This is a genomic window from Methylobacterium platani (assembly GCF_001653715.1).
Lineage (GTDB): Bacteria > Pseudomonadota > Alphaproteobacteria > Rhizobiales > Beijerinckiaceae > Methylobacterium > Methylobacterium platani.
Genome location: NZ_LWHQ01000038.1, coordinates 146,410 through 162,262, shown reverse-complemented (window position 1 = coordinate 162,262; position 15,853 = coordinate 146,410). Strand labels below are relative to the sequence as shown.

At 70.3% G+C, this 15,853-nt stretch carries 18 protein-coding genes; 6 read left to right on the top strand and 12 right to left on the bottom strand.

Annotated elements, in window-relative coordinates:
• Position 1: 1 nt before the first annotated feature.
• Positions 2 to 1,234, bottom strand: a complete 1,233-nt coding sequence (locus A5481_RS19380) for a class I SAM-dependent methyltransferase (protein ID WP_245238563.1) — start codon at positions 1,232 to 1,234, stop codon at positions 2 to 4.
• 438 nt (positions 1,235 to 1,672) lie between these two features.
• Here A5481_RS19380 and A5481_RS19375 point away from each other — a divergent pair, with 438 nt between their 5' ends.
• The 4 genes from A5481_RS19375 (at position 1,673) to A5481_RS19355 (ending at position 7,854) form a co-directional block, all read left to right on the top strand.
• Positions 1,673 to 3,919 (top strand): rhamnosyltransferase WsaF family glycosyltransferase, encoded by a 2,247-nt coding sequence (locus A5481_RS19375; protein WP_048431796.1) that lies wholly within the window; start codon positions 1,673 to 1,675, stop codon positions 3,917 to 3,919.
• Between the two features lie 948 nt (positions 3,920 to 4,867).
• Entirely contained in the window at positions 4,868 to 6,475 is a 1,608-nt protein-coding gene (locus tag A5481_RS19370; RefSeq protein WP_048431797.1) for an integrase arm-type DNA-binding domain-containing protein, read from the top strand.
• Positions 6,476 to 6,705: 230 nt separating this feature from the next.
• Positions 6,706 to 6,948 carry a hypothetical protein gene (locus A5481_RS19360; protein WP_053082205.1) on the top strand — a complete coding sequence of 81 codons (243 nt, stop codon included), beginning with the start codon at positions 6,706 to 6,708 and terminating at the stop codon, positions 6,946 to 6,948.
• A 303-nt stretch (positions 6,949 to 7,251) separates the two neighbouring features.
• Positions 7,252 to 7,854 carry a metallophosphoesterase gene (locus tag A5481_RS19355; RefSeq protein ID WP_082172907.1) on the top strand — a complete coding sequence of 201 codons (603 nt, stop codon included), beginning with the start codon at positions 7,252 to 7,254 and terminating at the stop codon, positions 7,852 to 7,854.
• Between the two features lie 23 nt (positions 7,855 to 7,877).
• On the opposite strand, the gene A5481_RS19350 is transcribed toward A5481_RS19355, so the two are convergent.
• From A5481_RS19350 to A5481_RS19300, 11 genes are all read right to left on the bottom strand, one after another.
• Positions 7,878 to 8,858: an IS110 family RNA-guided transposase gene (locus tag A5481_RS19350; protein WP_048431799.1), complete on the bottom strand. Its 981-nt coding sequence runs from the start codon at positions 8,856 to 8,858 to the stop codon at positions 7,878 to 7,880.
• Positions 8,859 to 9,106: 248 nt separating this feature from the next.
• A complete protein-coding gene (locus A5481_RS19345) occupies positions 9,107 to 9,430 on the bottom strand; it encodes a hypothetical protein (protein WP_048431800.1) in 324 nt (107 codons plus the stop codon).
• Positions 9,427 to 9,726: a hypothetical protein gene (locus tag A5481_RS19340; protein ID WP_048431801.1), complete on the bottom strand. Its 300-nt coding sequence runs from the start codon at positions 9,724 to 9,726 to the stop codon at positions 9,427 to 9,429. The genes A5481_RS19345 and A5481_RS19340 overlap by 4 nt, the downstream gene beginning before the upstream one ends.
• 11 nt (positions 9,727 to 9,737) lie before the next feature.
• A complete protein-coding gene (locus tag A5481_RS19335) occupies positions 9,738 to 10,148 on the bottom strand; it encodes a hypothetical protein (RefSeq protein WP_048431802.1) in 411 nt (136 codons plus the stop codon).
• Positions 10,149 to 10,271: 123 nt separating this feature from the next.
• Positions 10,272 to 10,685: a hypothetical protein gene (locus tag A5481_RS19330; RefSeq protein WP_053082206.1), complete on the bottom strand. Its 414-nt coding sequence runs from the start codon at positions 10,683 to 10,685 to the stop codon at positions 10,272 to 10,274.
• A 148-nt stretch (positions 10,686 to 10,833) separates the two neighbouring features.
• Entirely contained in the window at positions 10,834 to 11,115 is a 282-nt protein-coding gene (locus tag A5481_RS19325) for a hypothetical protein (protein ID WP_048431803.1), read from the bottom strand.
• Between the two features lie 235 nt (positions 11,116 to 11,350).
• Positions 11,351 to 12,097 (bottom strand): hypothetical protein, encoded by a 747-nt coding sequence (locus A5481_RS19320; RefSeq protein ID WP_048431804.1) that lies wholly within the window; start codon positions 12,095 to 12,097, stop codon positions 11,351 to 11,353.
• An 80-nt stretch (positions 12,098 to 12,177) separates the two neighbouring features.
• The gene (locus A5481_RS19315) at positions 12,178 to 13,230 is read right to left on the bottom strand and encodes a hypothetical protein (protein WP_048431805.1); all 1,053 of its coding nucleotides are present in this window, start codon (positions 13,228 to 13,230) and stop codon (positions 12,178 to 12,180) included.
• A gap of 79 nt (positions 13,231 to 13,309) precedes the next feature.
• Positions 13,310 to 13,846 carry a hypothetical protein gene (locus A5481_RS19310; protein WP_048431806.1) on the bottom strand — a complete coding sequence of 179 codons (537 nt, stop codon included), beginning with the start codon at positions 13,844 to 13,846 and terminating at the stop codon, positions 13,310 to 13,312.
• Positions 13,843 to 14,292 (bottom strand): hypothetical protein, encoded by a 450-nt coding sequence (locus A5481_RS19305; protein ID WP_048431807.1) that lies wholly within the window; start codon positions 14,290 to 14,292, stop codon positions 13,843 to 13,845. Before A5481_RS19305 ends, A5481_RS19310 begins: the two co-directional genes overlap by 4 nt.
• Complete coding sequence (locus A5481_RS19300; RefSeq protein ID WP_048431808.1) at positions 14,289 to 14,507, bottom strand: hypothetical protein; 219 nt, start codon at positions 14,505 to 14,507, stop codon at positions 14,289 to 14,291. Before A5481_RS19300 ends, A5481_RS19305 begins: the two co-directional genes overlap by 4 nt.
• Positions 14,508 to 14,647: 140 nt before the next feature.
• Between A5481_RS19300 and A5481_RS19295 the strand changes: the two genes are divergently transcribed.
• Both A5481_RS19295 and A5481_RS19290 read left to right on the top strand, forming a co-directional pair.
• On the top strand, positions 14,648 to 15,196 hold the full coding sequence (locus A5481_RS19295; protein WP_156655637.1) for a hypothetical protein: 549 nt from the start codon (positions 14,648 to 14,650) through the stop codon (positions 15,194 to 15,196).
• Positions 15,197 to 15,272: 76 nt separating this feature from the next.
• Positions 15,273 to 15,821, top strand: a complete 549-nt coding sequence (locus A5481_RS19290; RefSeq protein WP_048431810.1) for a hypothetical protein — start codon at positions 15,273 to 15,275, stop codon at positions 15,819 to 15,821.
• Positions 15,822 to 15,853 lie beyond the last annotated feature (32 nt).

Below are 15,853 nucleotides of genomic sequence, written 5' to 3'. Positions count from 1 at the left end.
CTCAGGTGCGGCGACGCAGAACGGCCACGTCCTGGTACCCGATCGCGCTCGGGACGATGTCGACGACCTCGAGATGGCGCGACCAGACCTTGAGCGTGTAGTCGGGACTATGCAGAGTATTGCGATAGTACGAGTCGTCGCCGATCTTGCCGTCGAGGGCGGGATCGTGCTGGCTGTCGTCGAATCCGCTGTCGCACCAGGCCTGCCACCAGTCCGGGCTGCGGAAGACGGACGTATATGCGGTCGCCGCCGGACCCGAGAAGGTGATGAGCGCGACGCCGCCGGGCTTCAGCAACCGGGCGATCTCGGCGAGCCAGGCGTCCTGGGCCTCGGCGGTGAGGTGGGTCATGACCGAGACGCCGAAGATGCCGTCGAAGCTCGCGGCCGGCAGGCCGGTCGGCGGCAGGAGCGGGACGGTCACGAAGCGTCCGTCGAGGTGGCGGGCGCACCAGCCGGCATTCTCGGCGTCGATATCCGCGCCCGTGATCCGGGCCTCGGGCCAGTTCTGGACGAAGTGCCGGGCGATCCGGCCGTGGCCGCAGCCCCAGTCGAGGATCTCGATCCCGGCGCGCCGACCCACGCCGTACTGGGCGAAGAGCGCCTCGAGGGTCCTGTATGTCCCGTAGCCGGTCACCGTCACGCTCTGGTCCGTCGACCAGGTCTGGACCCGGGTCAGCTGGGTGGTGTCGCGGGGAAAGCAGACCGCCGCGTCGAGCCGCGACGGGACGGAGATCCGCCGCCGCGCCCGGCGCACCGCCTCGGGCAATGCCTCGAGCCCCGCATCCATGCCGGGATAGACGAACTCGAACCAGAACGGGTCGCTGCCGGCGCGGCATGCCGGCAAGTCGATCGTCAAGATGAAGCTCGAGAGCTCTGCATTCGGCCAATACCAGAAATGGTGCCCGAATTCCGGTGTCCGCACCGGATAGTCGAAAGTATAGGCGACACCCTCGTCGAGTCGCACCGACAGGCGGCCCGGATCGCCGTCCGGCGGCAGGTGGTAGCCCGACACGGTCAGGCGGGCGCCGTCGAACTGCATCCAGGGCGCCGAGAACAACGGCCGGCCGTAGACCGCCTGGACCTGTTCGGCATCGAGCCCGTAGGCGTTGCGTCGCGGGGACGGCTCGACGGTCGCGCGGCCGAGCAGCACGTCCCCGTCCAGGACCTCGACCACGACCGGTCCCGGCTCGAGGGGAAGGTCGGCCGCGAAGGTGACGCCGGCCGGTTCGGACACGACCGGGACCGTCGCCCAGCCCCGTCCGTTGCAACGCAGGCGGACACGATCGGGATGGTCGGCGCCCGGGGCGAACCGGCCGCAGACGCGGCCCGGCGGCACGACGGTGAGCGCGACGGGATCCGGATCACCGGGGCTTCGGGCACCGGGACCTCGGGGAGAGACGACGCGCGCCAGGGCGGCGGAGGATCCAGTCATGGGCCTTCCATCGGTGGTTGCGTTTTCGCTTGTTAGTTGCCTTCCCTGATTACCGCAACCTAAAATCGATTGTCGATGGCTCTACACCTGATTCGTCGACCGTGAGCGGTCCGATGTGGCCCCAAAAACACAACTATTGATTGTCGGCTCCGGCTCGGCCCCGGAGCCTCGCACGGCGCGCCAATTCGGTTGCATATGAGATTTATCGCATCCTAAGATTGTACAAACGGGAGATTCGCGATGCAGCTTGAGCGCATGGACGTCACGACCGAGTTCTTCTCCGACGCCTCGATCGAGGATGTCACGATCTCGGCCGCCATGTCGGCCGTGCCCGTGCCGTCGCGCTCGGCCCCGTCCTCCCCGGGCGACGTCGCGTCGCCCGACGCGGCGCGGGGCCGGCAGCGCTTCCTGGCTCACGGCGAGCAGATCTGCCGCGACATCGAGGCCTGCTTCGACAGCGACGTGGCGACCCGCCGGTTCAGGGACCTGCCCAAGGGGACCGACGTGCTCGACGCCTATTTCGCCGCACCAACCGGCCGCCGACCGAGCCCGAACCTGCTCCTGGACGAGGTCTGGTACGTCGAGGACAATCCGGACGTGCGGGCCGCCATCGAGGCGGGGGACCTGCATTCCGGATTCGTCCACTTCGTCGCCTTCGGGCTGCACGAGGGTCGTGCTCCGAATCCGAGCCTGGCGGCCGGCCTCGGCGAGGCCCGACCGGAGCTGCTGGCGGCCGAGGCGGATTTCGACGCCGACGCCTACCTGGCGGCGTTCCCCGCCGTGCGCCGCTTCCTCGCGAGCTTCCCGGTCATCGACCCCTATACCTATTATCGGGTCTACGGGCAGCGGCTCGGCCAGGTGCCGGCGTCACAGGCTCCGGAGCGCGGGGAGCCGTCCGACCGGGCCCTGGCGGCACCTCGGCGCGACGAGGAAGACCGGTTCGCCACGATGCTGCGGAACACGTTCGACGCCGCCTATTACGGCGCGACCTACCTGACGGCCGGGACGAGGCCGGTCGACGCGCTGCAGCACTACGTCGATATCGGCGCCCGCAACGGCAACAACCCCAACAGCGACTTCGACGAGGCCTGGTACCGGACCTTCTACGCCGACGTGAACGCCGCGTTCAAAGCGGGCACGATCCTCTCCGGCTATCACCACTACCTGATGAGCGGGCGGGCCGAGCAGCGCCGGCCCAAGCACGACCTGACCTATGCCCTCGAGACCCGGATGCCGGGCGTCACCGAGCCGCACCTGCTCCACCGCGCCGAGTCCATCGCCCGCCGCATCGAGCCGATGCCTCACCGCGCGGAGCGGGGCGAGCCCCGGGTGTGGTTCTGCCTGCCGACCCTCAATCCCGACATCAGCTTCGGCGGCTACAAGGCCGTGTTCGAGCTGATCAAGGCGACGGCCCGGACCGGCCGCAAGATCGGGATCTTCGTCACCGACGACGCGACCGTCGGAACCGACTACTTCGCCTATCGCGAGCGTGACCGCGAACTCGTCGCGGCGGTCGTCGACGCGGCCTACGTCAACCGCGTCGCCGGTTCGTCCATCGGCGTGACCCCGGACGACGTGTTCGTGGTCTACTCGGTCTGGGACGCCTACGTGGTCCAGCCGCTGCTGCGGCGGACGCGGGCGAAACGGTTCCTGCTCCTGGCGCAGGAATACGAGCCGATCTTCTACGAGTGCAGCTCATCGCGGGTGCTGACCGAAGAAGCCTACTGTTTCGATCACGTCCCGCTCTACAACAGCGCGATGCTGGCCAAGTACTTCCGGTCGCACGGGATCGGACCGTTCGACGATAGCGCGCCGGAGCGCCGGAGCGGCGCGGCGCGGGATGGCCGCGACTACTTCGTGTTCGATCACGTGCCGACGCGCCTGGCGTCGAAGCCCGTCCAGGAGCGCGGGACGCGCACGCTCGCCCTCTACGCGCGGCCGGAGATGCATGCCGCGCGCAATCTGTTCGAACTCGCCTATCTCGCCTTGCGCCGGCTCTGCGCCGAGGGCGTGTTCGACGACAGCTGGCGCTTCGTCGGTCTCGGCTCCCTGCGACCGGACCACGTCCTGCCGCTCGGCCCCCGGCACCACCTGGAGATGGTGCAGAAGATGCCGCTCGACGCCTACGAGCAGTTCATGAGCAGCATCGACATCGGGGTCAGCCTGATGCTCGCCCCCCATCCGAGCGTCGTGCCGTTCGAGTTCGCAGCCACCGGTGCGGTCGTGGTCACCAACACCTACGAGAACCGCTCGAAGCGCGACCTGCAGGCGATCTGCCGCAACATCACGCCGTGCCGCCCCAGCCTCGCGGGGGTCGAGGCGGCCCTCCGGACGGCCGTCACCCTGGCGGACGATCACGAGACCCGGGCCCGCCAGCGCCTGGTCCTGCCCGATCGCTCCTGGGCCCAGACCTTCGACGCTCCGCTTCTCGACAGGGTCTTCGCCTCGCTGACCGGCGACGAGCCGCAACGGATGGCCGCCGAGTAGGACCCTCGCACCTTCGAGCGAACGCGACGGCGCCGGCCGGAGCGTTTTCCGACGAGGCGGATACCGGCTCGTCGAAGGCAATGCCGCAAGGCCGATGGCGTGGAGCAGCGCCCGATTCCGGCGAGATCGGGCGCTGCTCCCGGTCGGAAGCGTGTCCCGTCCCTGCGCCGGAGGCCTTTTCGCATCGCAACATCGATGCGAAGGCTCTACGGGCTGCGCAGTCCGGCGGCGTGCCGTCGCTACGGCGGCCCCGGCCGCGACCTCCTGCCTGCGGTCCGCGCGGAAGGGGTTCTGGTCCGGGATCATCCCGCTCCAGGCGGCCGGCACGACCGTCGGCGTTCCTTCGTCCGCCGTGGCGTCGCACCCACCGATCGCGTTCGGCCCGCCCGCCAGGATGTCGCCCGGCTCCGTGAGCACGCGGATCCCGTCCGCGCCGGGCCGGTCACGCTGGTTCAGATTGGGCTGCCCTCCGCGCCGGCCTGCCGATCGGGCCCGGCTCGGCCGGGGACATGCCGGCGACTGCCCCGGGGCGTGGCAGATACGGCACGCGGGCGAGAGGCGACCGACCACGTCCTTCGACCGGCCCCGCCATCGATGCGGCAGCCGGTGGCCGGATCCATCGCGTGCCGCACGGCGCGTGTTACGCGAGTTCAGCCGACCTGACCCGTCCCGGGCCGCGGTGTCGTCACGTCATGCTGCGGAAATCGGGCTCGTATCGCGCAAACGGAGCGATACCGTCCTCGAAAGGCTGGAGCGGGTGAAGGGAATCGAACCCTCGTATTCAGCTTGGAAGGCTTGTTGACCACCTAATGCCGCCGCCGGGAGCCGGCCATCGGTCGTTAACCACCCATTGAATCCATTGAGGTTTTCCCGCTTTCCGGTCTACCCCGGGCTTGCGGGGGCTCTCGGGACCCGCGTTGTATCGGTGTTGTATCGCGGGGGACGGGGATGGCGGCTGGGGCGGCGACGAAAAAGGGCTACGTGCGCGAGACCGTGAAGCTCACGAAGGCCCACGTGACCAGGGCCGAGCGGCTGCTGCTGGACGGAAGGGTCCCTGGCCGCGGCATGGAGTGGGGCGACACGGAGGAGCGCGGGCTGACGCTGCGCCTCACGCCCCAGGCCCTGACATGGTACCTGCGCACGCGAACCGACACGGTAAAGCTGGGCGCCTACCACACGCTCGACGTCACCCAGGCCAGGTTCGCCGCCGAGAAGGCGAAGGTCGGACTGCGGCAGGGCGAGAACATGAAGGTCGAGATGGCGATCTTCCACAACGTCCTACAGCGGACCGGCGGCGACCTCGAAGCCGTCGGCGACGTCGCCTTCCCGGACCGCTCGGAGCCGCCGCCGGTGCCGAGCATGATCCGGCGCCGGAACGGGCCGTGGTTGTGGGAGGACCTGATCGAGGAGTTCCTCGACTACAAGGCGACGAAGGTCGAGGCGAGCTACCTCCCCAAGTACGCCAAGTACCTCCGCCACCCCGGCTATGAATGCCTTCATGGGATGCCGCTCTATAGCGTCACACCTGAGCGGCTGCAGCAGGTCCGGGACGACATCATCGCGACCTTTTCCCTGTCGACTGCCGCGCGGTGCGTGAACCAGGCCAAGGAGGCCTTCGACTGGGCCTGGCGGACGCACAGCGGCAAGAGCGGCTTGGCCAGAGCCGAGGAGAAGTGGCCGCTGTGGCGCGAGCAGTGGAACGTCGAGTACCAGTCCGGCAAGCGCTCGCACACGCCCACGCTCACCGAGCTCGCCCGCACGCTCGCCCTGGCCGAACGCCACCGCTCCCTCGGGCAGACGGAGCACGGGACGTCGGCCGGCACGCTCGGGCTGCTTTGGTTCACGGTGCTGACGGGCCAGCGGACGGGCCAGGTCGCCAAGACCGAGTTGGACCAGGTCGGCCACATCTCGCAGGACGCCGGCGTCCCGGGGGACGATTGGGTCGCGGTGACGTGGCAGGGCCCCCAGATGAAGTCGCGGCGCCAGCACGTCCTGCCGCTGCCCCCTGCCGCCTGGCGGGAGCTTGAAGGCCTGCTCGCGCCCGCCCGCGCCAAGTCGAATAGGTGGCTGTTCCCGCCGAAGCGGGGCGCGGGCCACGCGAGCGCCGGGTCGATGAACCAGGTCCTCTTCCGCCTCGCCGGCAAGCGCCATAAGCAGCCCGATCCGAAGCGGGTCTCCCCGGAGGAGCCCATCCCGGACCTCCTGACGAAGCACGGCATCCGCAAGTGGACGCTCCATGACGTCAGAAGGAGCATCACCGAGTTCCTCGTCGACCGCAGGCTGGGCGGCGCGGCCTCGGCCATCCTCGACCACGAGATCGCCGGCGCGAAGGACCTGCGGGAGCAGACGGCGGCGGTGACGAGGCTGCACTACGACACGGCGCAGCGGATCGCGCTCAAGGCCGAGGCCATGGCGCTCTGGTGCGACGCCCTGCTGGCCGAGGTCGAGCGGGAGCGGGCGTTGCTCGCCCTGCAGCCGTTGCCGGCGCCGCGGCCGCGCCCGAAGCGGAAGCCCGCCAAGCGCAAACCGGGCCGTCCCCGGAAGGTCGCGGCCTAACCGGCCAGCCGCCGCGCCCGGCGTTCGCGCCGGTCCCGGCCGAGGGCCCTCGCCAGATCGGCCGGGCGCTCGGCCCGCACGAATCCAGGCCCTCCTCTGCCGGATCGGAGGGCCTCCAGGTCGTCGGCCATCGCCCTCCGCAGGGCGTCGCGCTCGTCTCCGGCGGCCGCGGCCGCGATGTCGTCCCAGCTTGGCATTGACCCTCTCCGTCCTGAGAACAGATAGAGAACATGCGGATCGGGTCAACGGCGGGGGACGGGATGCAGGTGGCGCGGACGCTGGGCGAGTTCCCCTACCGCAAGGTCGTCCTGACGTGCCCCTGGTGCCCCCGGCGCCATGGCTCCTACGACACCGAGCGCCTGATCACGCGGCTCGGTCCTCGGGCGACGCTTGAGGAGGTCCTGCTGGCGCTGGTGTCGTGCCGGTGGCCGAAGGCATGGGGCCGCCGGGGACCGAACCAGTACACGCCCTGATGCCGGGCGCGGTTCGCCGACCTGGGGTCCCGGCGTTCTCCGGACCGCGACGTGCCCCGGGGCGTAAAGTTGTCATCCACCGCCGGGCAGCGGATGGCAACTTTACGCGCCGCCCGCGCCCAGGCTTTCCGTTAACCATGTCGCGCGACGCCGCTTCACCGATGGAATCGTGAGCTGCGATCCCTGGTCCCACGAACCGCCGAGGTCCCCCGTGAAACGCATACGCCGCCCCGCACCGACCGAGACCCATCCCCCGGGGGCGTGACGCCGCGCGCGCAGCCCCTTTGACAGGAGGCACCCTTCATGAAGTCCCAACCCCTCACGCACCACCGCAACCTCACGCCCTCGAAGGGGCTGGTCTGGCTAGTGGGTGACACCCATTTCGGCCACGCCGGGAGCATTGCCCAGTCGGCGCGCCCGTTCCGCGACGTCGCCGAGATGGACAACTTGCTCATCGAGGCCTGGGTCTCGCGCGTCCGCCCCACCGACACCGTCGTCCATCTCGGCGACTTCGAGTGGGGGCACGGCGCCGAACGGGTCGCCGAGATCTTCGCGGCGCTCCCTGGCCAAAAGCATCTCGTAGTCGGAAATCACGACCGTCCCAGGGTGACGTCGCTCCCCTGGCTGACCGTGCAGGAGCGGTTGACGGTTCACGCCGCGGGCCGCCGACTCGTCTGCGACCACTATCCGCTACGCGCCTGGCCGGGCGCTTTCCGGGGCGTCCTGCACGTCCACGGCCACACGCACGGGACGCTCCCCGGGACGTCGCAGTCGTGCGACGTCGGCGTCGACGTCTGGGGCTACGCCCCGGCCAGGATCGAGGACGTCATCGCCCGCATGGAGGCGACGCCCGATCAGCCCGAGGAGCGCTGGCGGGCCAACGCCCGCGAGGCTGACGAAGCCTGAAACGAGAAGGGCCCCCGGTCAACTCAGTTCGCGACAGCGGCGAGAGCCATTTTTGCCTCTTCGGCGTAGGCGTCGCGCAGGCGAGCGTTGGCGATAACGAGGAGGCGTCGCATGATGGCGACGATGGCCACGATGGGCTTTTTCCCGGCCTTGAGGAGGCGCTGGTAGGCCTCCTTGAGGACGGGATTGAAGCGGGCGGCGGTCTGGGCCGGGAGGAAGAGGGCCTGTTTGACCTCGGGCCGTCCGCCCTTGGTGCGGCGGTAGCGCTCGGTGGTGCCGCTCTGGTTGGGATGCGGAGCGAGGCCTGCCAGCGAGGTGATCTGGCGCCGGTCGAGGCGTCCGAGTTCGGGCAGCAGGGCGAGCAGGATGATGGCGGTGGTGTCGCCGATGCCCTTGATCGAGGTCAGCGCCTTTTGGGCCCTCTTGAGCGCGGCGGCCTCGCTCAGCGTCTTGGCCATCGCCTCGTCGAGAGCCTCGATCTGCTCGGAGAGGGCGGTGATGAGGGTTTCCAGTTGGGCGTGGACGAGGGTGGATCCCGGGGCGGCCAGACGATTGCGGTAGGCGGTGCGTGTGGCCACGAAGTCGGCGCGGGTGAGCACCAGGGTCTGGAGCTTTTCCCGTGCCGGATCAGGGGCTTGCCAGCGCGCCAGGGAAGCGTGGCGCTCCTGGCCGTAGGCCGCCAGGGCCTTGGCGTCGAGGGCGTCGGTCTTGGCCAGGGTGCCGTAGGAGCGGATGAACGCCTTGACCTTGCGGGCGTCGGCGCGGTGGGCGGGGCACTCGGCGGCCAGGAGGGCGGCCAGGAGGGCATCCTCGTAGCCGCCGGTGGCCTCGCAGACGACGAGGCAGGTGGCGTCGAGGTCGGCCTTGGCGGCGAAGGCGGCGAGATCCTTGGGTTTGTTGGGGATGGTGTGGCGGGCGTTGCCGCGCGTGTCATGGACGACGATCTCGGCTTTGCCGACGTCGGCGCCGAGGAAGCGGGTGGGTGCAGTGGCGGGTTGGGTCATCCGGGTCTATCCTGAAGCCGCTTGGGATTGTCTGCGGGCGTCGAGGAGAGGCCCTGGCAACTCATCAAGCGTGGCGAGGAACGCGAACCGGCGAGCCAGATGACGACGGGCGCGAGCCCCATCCCGGGACGCTCGCCGATCCGCGCCCGGTCCGGATGGCCATCCGGACCGGGCATCCCGCCGAGGCGTAACAGGATCACCTTACAACCGAACCAACAGACAATCCCGGGGGCCCTTCGGCTATCTGGCTATCGGCGCGGCCCGGGCGGCTCCGGGAGCTCGGCCTCGATCTCGGCAGCGGCATCGAGGAGACGGCCGGCCCGCGCTCGGAGGCGGTCCGCCTCGTCATCAAGCTCGGTCGCGTGGTCGCGGAGGATCGTGGGCAATGCTGCCATGGCCCAAGGCAGAACCTCCATCGCGCCCGTGCGCCACCGGGACACCGACCTGGGGTCGATGGTCTCCCGGGGACCGTCGGGGTGGTGGCGCCCGAGCTCGCGGGCCAGCGCCTTGGCCCAGTCGTCCGTCCCCGTCAGTGCCCGGCCCGCGAGGGCCACAAGATCGCGCGGCGTCATAGCTGCTCCCTCCAGACAACGGTTCCCCGGTCGGCGTCGAGCCACAGGAAAAGCTCCCAGGGTTCGAAGCTCGCGAATCGGCCCCAGGCCAGGACGGCGCCGGAGACGAGCGTCGCGCCGTGGGAGTCGTCGGGGCGCTCCTCGCGGTACCACGCCGGGCGCTTCTTGCCCGTGGACAGGTCGAACTGCGCGACGCGGGCACGGGCGTCCTCGACGGTGACGGCGTCGCGCAGGGCGTGCTGGACGGCCTCGACGACCGGGGTGCGGTAGCGGGCGGGGATCTCGCGGACGATCATGGCGGGGCTCCTCAGAACGCGTTCGGGATTGCGAGGCCGAGGGCGAGGTCCTCGTCGTACAAGTCGCCGAGCTCGTCCAGCAGCGCGATCATGTCGAGGTCGATTGTCCGCAGGCACTCCATCTCGACGGCGGGGCTCTCGTCCGTGGCAGGCTGGATGTAAGTGAGCTTCACGCGGTGCGTGCCGACCGCGTCGGCGTCCTCGGCGTGGCGCGTCCAGGCGTCGTAGGCGCCGTCGGAAGTTGCGGCGCGGATGACGAGGTCCAGGCCGGCCCCGGGGATCGGCTTCCAGTCTAGGTCGACGACCTCGGCGTGGTAGGCGATGGCGTTCTCGCCGGCGATGGAGAGGGAGAAGGCGGCGAAGAGCTCGTCGCGCTCACGGCGGGCCAGGGCCCGCTTCAGGACGTGGACTTTCGTGGACATAGGATGCTCCTGCTGGTGGCGGGCGGCTCTGCCGACCCGAGGGGTGGGAATCCGGCCCCTGGCGGGGCGCCCCCGTGAGGCGACCCGCGAGAGGCCGGGGCTGATGCCCCGGCGGTGTTGGTGTCAAATCTCGGCGAGGGCGAGCATGTCGCGGCGGTGATCCTCCAGACGCTGGAGGAAGGCGAGCCGCTGGGCCTCGTCATCGGCGCGCTCCTGCTCGATGCGCTGGCGCTCCGCCTCGGCCTCGATGAAGGCGTAGGCGCCGCCGGCGGCCGCGGCCTCCTGGCGGGTGACGATGGCCACGGTCCGGCGGCGGGCGTGGCGCTCCTCGACGGCGAGCTCGGGATGGGCTTCGAGGCGAGCGAGGAGCTCCTCGCGGCTCGTCCTGTACTTACCGCCGTAGCGGGCGGCGCGGCCGGTCAGCGTCGAGCCGGACCAGGCCTCGTAGCCGTTGAGAACGGCGCGCTGGTAGCTTCCCTTGGCGCACTCGAAGGCGGCGGTGACGGCTGCGGGGCTGATCTGGGTGTAGTCGCTCATCGAGGATGCTCCTGCGGTCGGTGTGATGGGAGGCTTTGCCTGCCCATGACCGGAATATGCCATCGGTCATGGCGCAGTGCAAGCATTCTTCAGTAGAAATCGCGCATTCATCGAGTGTAACGCGCGATCAATACTATGTAACGGATTATCAGAAGGGGATTTCGTTGGGACCCCAGGTCGGCGCCGGAGGGCGGGATGCCTCGGCTTCGTGCTCGTCCCAGCACGTTCCGCCGAGGCACATCCGCTGCACGTTGACCTCGCCATCGACGAGGCACACGCTCTTTCCGTAGCGCGCACCCGCCGGGATGCTCCGGTTCATGGGGCAGCCGTCGCAGGTGTGCGCGTGACGGGCGACCTGGGTCCCGGCGTAGAGCGTGCGGACGTCTGGGGCCTCGCCCGGATCGTGGTCGTCGCCCCAAAGGCTACCCATGATCGGCCTCCTTCGGCGCGGGGGCGTTCGCCTCGCCGTCGGCGACGCCGGCGGCATTCCCTACGATGGCGAGGACGGCCCAGACGAAGACGAATCCGGAGGCGAACAGGCTGGCATGCCACGCCGGCGAGGTCCTAGCCGTGCCCGGCCAGGACGAAGACGATGGCGACGATGGCGGCCGCGCTGATGGAGACCCGCTCGGGGCCTCCTGCGATGAGGGCGAGAGCGGCGCGCATCAGGCGGCCTTCCTGGCGGGACGCGCCGGCAGGTCCCCCGGCGTGTACTCGCAGCCGACGGTCGTGATGTAGTGGGCGAAGCGAACCTCGACCTCCACCTGCGCGGCCCCGGTCCCGAGGTTCACGCTGGCATTGACGCTGGTGCCGACGACACCACCCATCTGCCCGAGGAACTTCAGCCGCCAGTCGAGGTCCGCGCGTTGCTCCTGGCTAGGCTCGCGATGGAGGACGGCCGTCAGCACCAGCCGCCTTGGAAGTAACCGCGCCTCGCACCACTCGACCTTATCGCCGAGCGACTTGGCCCAGCCTGCGAACAGGTCGGACGCATGGCATGCTCCCAAGGGCGGGTTCCGGTCGACGTCCTCGAACGCCACCCGGTCGCGGCCGCGCCGGAGCCGCAGCAGGGCCTCCGTCGCGGCCACGTCGACGCCGGCCTCGGCCTGGCGGGCGGTACCGTCCTCCAGGACCTGCGCGATCAGCACCGAGGCCCATCGGGCGGCCTTCTCCGTCTCGGTCTCCATGGGCACGGAAAACTGCCCGCTGACGCTACCGTCCGCGTGCCTGACTTGCATCATGATGACGGCCGGGGCGGGCTGCGGCTTCCGCACGATCTCGAAGCCGGCCTCGCCAAGGGCTTCAATGACGCCGATTGCACGGTCGACCTTACCGCCCTGCCTGAGGCGGATTTCGTCGCGGTCGAGGGCGTCGATAACGGCGGGAATGGCCTGGTGGTGTTGCTGGCGCACGCAGCGCTCCTGAGAAACCGGGGTGGAGGGGGAGGAATCGGGAGTGCGCCACTGCCGCCTGGCGCGCGACGGAGCGGGGCTCAGGCGGCCCGCTGCGGATCGCGCGCTGCGTCCCAGGCGGACAGGACGATTTCGAGCCAAGTGCGCGGCACGAGAGGATCGCCGTCCTCATCCTGCCAGGCCTCCACTAAGCCGACGAGGCGCCCGGTCGCCCGCTCCGTCACGACGACGTACTGCGGATCGCCGATGTCCCCGTCCGACAGCGGATGGCGCGCGTCGTCGAGATGGGAGATGTCGACGCAGCAACCGCGGCGAGCCGCGAGTTCGTTGGCGGCCTGGCAGCGCAGGCCCCAGTCGTCCCGCTCGGGCTCCGGCGCCGCGGTGTCGGCGGACCGGATCTCCGTGCCGGGCGGGATCTCGAACACGTTGCCCGGCTGCAGCGCCACGGTCTCCGTTGCGCGCAGCACCGTCGACTTGGCGACCGTCTCGCCGAAAACCGGCGGGGGGTCGTAGGAGACCGCGTCTGTCCGCACGACCTCGGCATGCCGGATGGTCTCGGTGGTGCCGTCAGGCTTGGCGTAGACCACTTCGAGCACGCGGCCGGTCGGAACGCCCTTATCGCGGTCGAGGGCCTCGACGGCGGCAAGGAAGGCCTTCTCGTTCTCGGTCGTCAGCTCCGCGACGGTCCGGAAGACGAAGCCGGCCGGCACGAGCGACCGCACCCAATCCATATAGTCCCGGTCCGAGACGGCGGACCAGTTGCCGGTGCGGCGGGCGAACTCGACCCGATCCTCGGCGCGGCCCTTGCGACCGGGCGGCGCGTAGAACTCGATGGGGAACACGCCGATCCCGGCCACAGCGAGATCGCCCATCAGGGCGCGGGCGTCCGTATCGAAGTTGTAGGGCAGGCCGTTGACCCCACGATGGTGGGATGCAGCGAGGGCGAGACGAACCTGGTCGAAGGCTGCCGGGCAATCGACGGGCTTCGTCTTCGGAACGATCTCGAAGCCGCGTCCTGCGAGGCATTCGATGACCTCGACAGCGCGCTCAACGGGTGGCTTGTCCGAATGCAGTTCAGCGTCCCGGTCGAGGGCAATCGTGACAGCCGGGATTGTCTGGGGGTGCTGGCGCACGGTGGCGCTCCTTGGGGAAACCGGGGTTGCTGGGGGATGGTGGTGGGGCGCCACTGCCGCTTGGCGCGCGACGAAGCCGTCAGGCCGCGGCGGCAGGCGCCGGCGTGCTCTGGCCGGCGTGGAGCCGGTCGTAGGCCTCGGAAGCCGCCGTCTCGCCGAGATACGGGGCCAGGTCTGCGGCCATGCAGAAGCCGAACTCGGCGCCCTCGTGATCGTACGCGGCCAGGTCGCCGCCGGCGCTGTAGCGGCCGCGGTCGTAGCCGTGCCGGTACGCGTCCCGGAGCGCGGCCGCGTCGAAGATCGGCGCCTGCGGCCCGTCGAGGACGTCGCGGACCGCGACGAGCGCGGCCGTCAGGGTGGACGGGTCGTCCATGCCGAGTTGCTGCGCCCATTCCCGCACGAGGTCCTCGTCGCCGGCGGCGCCCCGGAGGTGGAGGAGGGCGTCGAGCGCGATCAGGGCCTGCACGGCGCGCGCCTGGCTGGCGTCGACGACGGCGATGCCGTCCCGGTCGAGGCGGGCCAGCATGCCGCGGGCGACCTGCATGGCCGGGCGCCCGCCGGAAGCGGCGACTTCCCCCGCAAGGGCGGCTACGGCCTTCTGAGCGATGTCGATCATGCTGCAGTCCTCTCGGTGGGGGTTTCGGAAGCGGCTGCGGCGCGCGCCTGCCCGGCCAGGACGGCCTTGACGCGCTCCTCGCGGCTTAGGCGGGGGATCGGGAGGCCTCGCTCCCGGAAGAGCGTGAGCAGGAACGTGTGCTGGTAGCCGGTCTCGCGGGACGCCCGATGGACGGAGCCGAGGCGGATGGCGGCGGCGACGGCGGCGTCCTCCTGCTCGCGCGTCGTCTTCCGGTGTGCGCGGGCCACCGGGCTGGTCTCGCCCGTCTGTCCGCGAAGCATCTCGCGTCCGTGCTGGACGATCTTCTCGACCGCCGCGCGGGACAGCCAAAAATACCTCCCGACCGCGGCGTCCATCCCATGGCTCTGGGCGAGCCGGGCCGCGACGACGGGATCGGGCACCTGGTAGACCGAGAGGGGCGAGTCGCCGGGCTTGCCCTTGCTCACGCCGGCCTCCCGCAGGCGCTTTCCTTCACGCGGTAGGAGGCGTCGTCCTTCTCCAGCCCCAGGGCGTGGAGGATCGCCGGACCCGGCGCCCGGCGCCTCGCCATCGTGTCCAGCACGTAAGCGTGGCTAACGCCGTTGAGGCGCGCCCACGCGTTCGCGCTCCCCGCAGTCTCCACGCGCTGCCGCAGCAGCGCTCTCACGTCCTCGGCCGTCACCGGCGCCTCCGTTGGCTATTGACGCTGTAAAGCGTGCGCGCTTCAATTTGCGCCGTCAAGGCCAATTCGGCATCAGGAACGATCTGCACCCACGATTCCGCTTTGTGTGCAAATCGTTCCCGGGTCAGATGCTTGCATAATTGAAGGATTACGCGATGAATGCTTGCTGGCGATCGAAGGACGGAAAGCGCGATCCTTCAAAGAAAGAGGCCGCAGTCCTTGCTCTCCCCGCCTGGGAGCAGGCCTGCGAGGCCGTCCTGGCCAAGGATTGCCTCGCGCTGGGTGCGCGCTTTTGTCCTGTGGGGAAGGCCGCCGGCGAAGACCGGGTCCGCTACGAGCTCGCCCCCGGGGCGGTCGTCGCGGTCGCAGGGGCGCGGTCCCAGGCGCCCCAGCGGGCCTACGTCGCCAGGGCGGACGGCACGGTCGAGGAGATCAGCGTCACGGCGGCTGAGGACCGAATCGATCCCGCGGGCACGGCCCGGCGCGCATGGCGACGGCGCTGCTCCCGCGTAGGGCTGGGCGAGCGCCCCTTCCGGTTCTCGGCCGCCCTCGGCCACGGCTACGAGGCGGACACGGTCTACGACTGGGCCGGGGAGGAGTACGTGGCCGCCTGCGTGCGGGCGACCGCCCGATGCGTCTGGCTCCGCGCCGTGACGTACGAGGAGGCCGTCAGCCTCGGCGTGGCGTGACGTACCGAGGATGGCGCGTGTCGTATGCATCGACCCGCGGCACGATGAGAGCGTCAATCCACGGAGGGGATTTCACATGCTCAAGGCTCTCGCCGCCATCGTCGCCAGGGCGCTCGCCGCCGCCGGGCGCGTGACGCTCGTACCCGTCATCGAGGCCGGCCGCCTCGTCTGGCGCACCGTCCGCTCGGCCTTGACGCCGGCCGATCCTATCGGCGAGGCCGAGGCGGCGTTCGAGGCGGAGGCCGCCGAGCCCGCCCCGGCGCCGGCGCCGCTGTCCGCGGAGGAGGCCTGGGGCCGCGCGGCGCTGGCTCATCTCATGGGCGAGGAGTACGAGGCGGTCCTGGACGAGGCGGCAACGGCCTATCTCGACGGCCTCTCCGTCGATCAGCAGGTCGCCTTGTCGCGGCACGACAACGCCGCCGTCGGCCGGCATCTCCTCGGCGAGCGGCTGCTGCCCTCCCTGCCGCGGCCCCCGACACCGGCGGAGTTCCGCGCCATCGAGGCGGCCCGAACCGCCGCAGCGGCCGCTGAGGCGCAGGAGGCGCTGCGGGGAGACGACGCGATGCACAAGTATATCATGGCCGTCCTCGACGACCTGATCGCCGAGCCGTCGCGCGCCGCCTGATCGCGCCATCGCCGACAAGACGAAGCCCGCCC

Coding starts and splice junctions, on each gene's coding strand:
- A5481_RS19375 (WP_048431796.1), top strand. CDS start 1,673: ATGCAGCTTGAGCGCATGGACGTCACGACCGAGTTCTTCTCCGACGCC.
- A5481_RS19370 (WP_048431797.1), top strand. CDS start 4,868: ATGGCGGCTGGGGCGGCGACGAAAAAGGGCTACGTGCGCGAGACCGTG.
- A5481_RS19360 (WP_053082205.1), top strand. CDS start 6,706: ATGCGGATCGGGTCAACGGCGGGGGACGGGATGCAGGTGGCGCGGACG.
- A5481_RS19355 (WP_082172907.1), top strand. CDS start 7,252: ATGAAGTCCCAACCCCTCACGCACCACCGCAACCTCACGCCCTCGAAG.
- A5481_RS19350 (WP_048431799.1), bottom strand. CDS start 8,858: ATGACCCAACCCGCCACTGCACCCACCCGCTTCCTCGGCGCCGACGTC.
- A5481_RS19345 (WP_048431800.1), bottom strand. CDS start 9,430: ATGACGCCGCGCGATCTTGTGGCCCTCGCGGGCCGGGCACTGACGGGG.
- A5481_RS19340 (WP_048431801.1), bottom strand. CDS start 9,726: ATGATCGTCCGCGAGATCCCCGCCCGCTACCGCACCCCGGTCGTCGAG.
- A5481_RS19335 (WP_048431802.1), bottom strand. CDS start 10,148: ATGTCCACGAAAGTCCACGTCCTGAAGCGGGCCCTGGCCCGCCGTGAG.
- A5481_RS19330 (WP_053082206.1), bottom strand. CDS start 10,685: ATGAGCGACTACACCCAGATCAGCCCCGCAGCCGTCACCGCCGCCTTC.
- A5481_RS19325 (WP_048431803.1), bottom strand. CDS start 11,115: ATGGGTAGCCTTTGGGGCGACGACCACGATCCGGGCGAGGCCCCAGAC.
- A5481_RS19310 (WP_048431806.1), bottom strand. CDS start 13,846: ATGATCGACATCGCTCAGAAGGCCGTAGCCGCCCTTGCGGGGGAAGTC.
- A5481_RS19290 (WP_048431810.1), top strand. CDS start 15,273: ATGCTCAAGGCTCTCGCCGCCATCGTCGCCAGGGCGCTCGCCGCCGCC.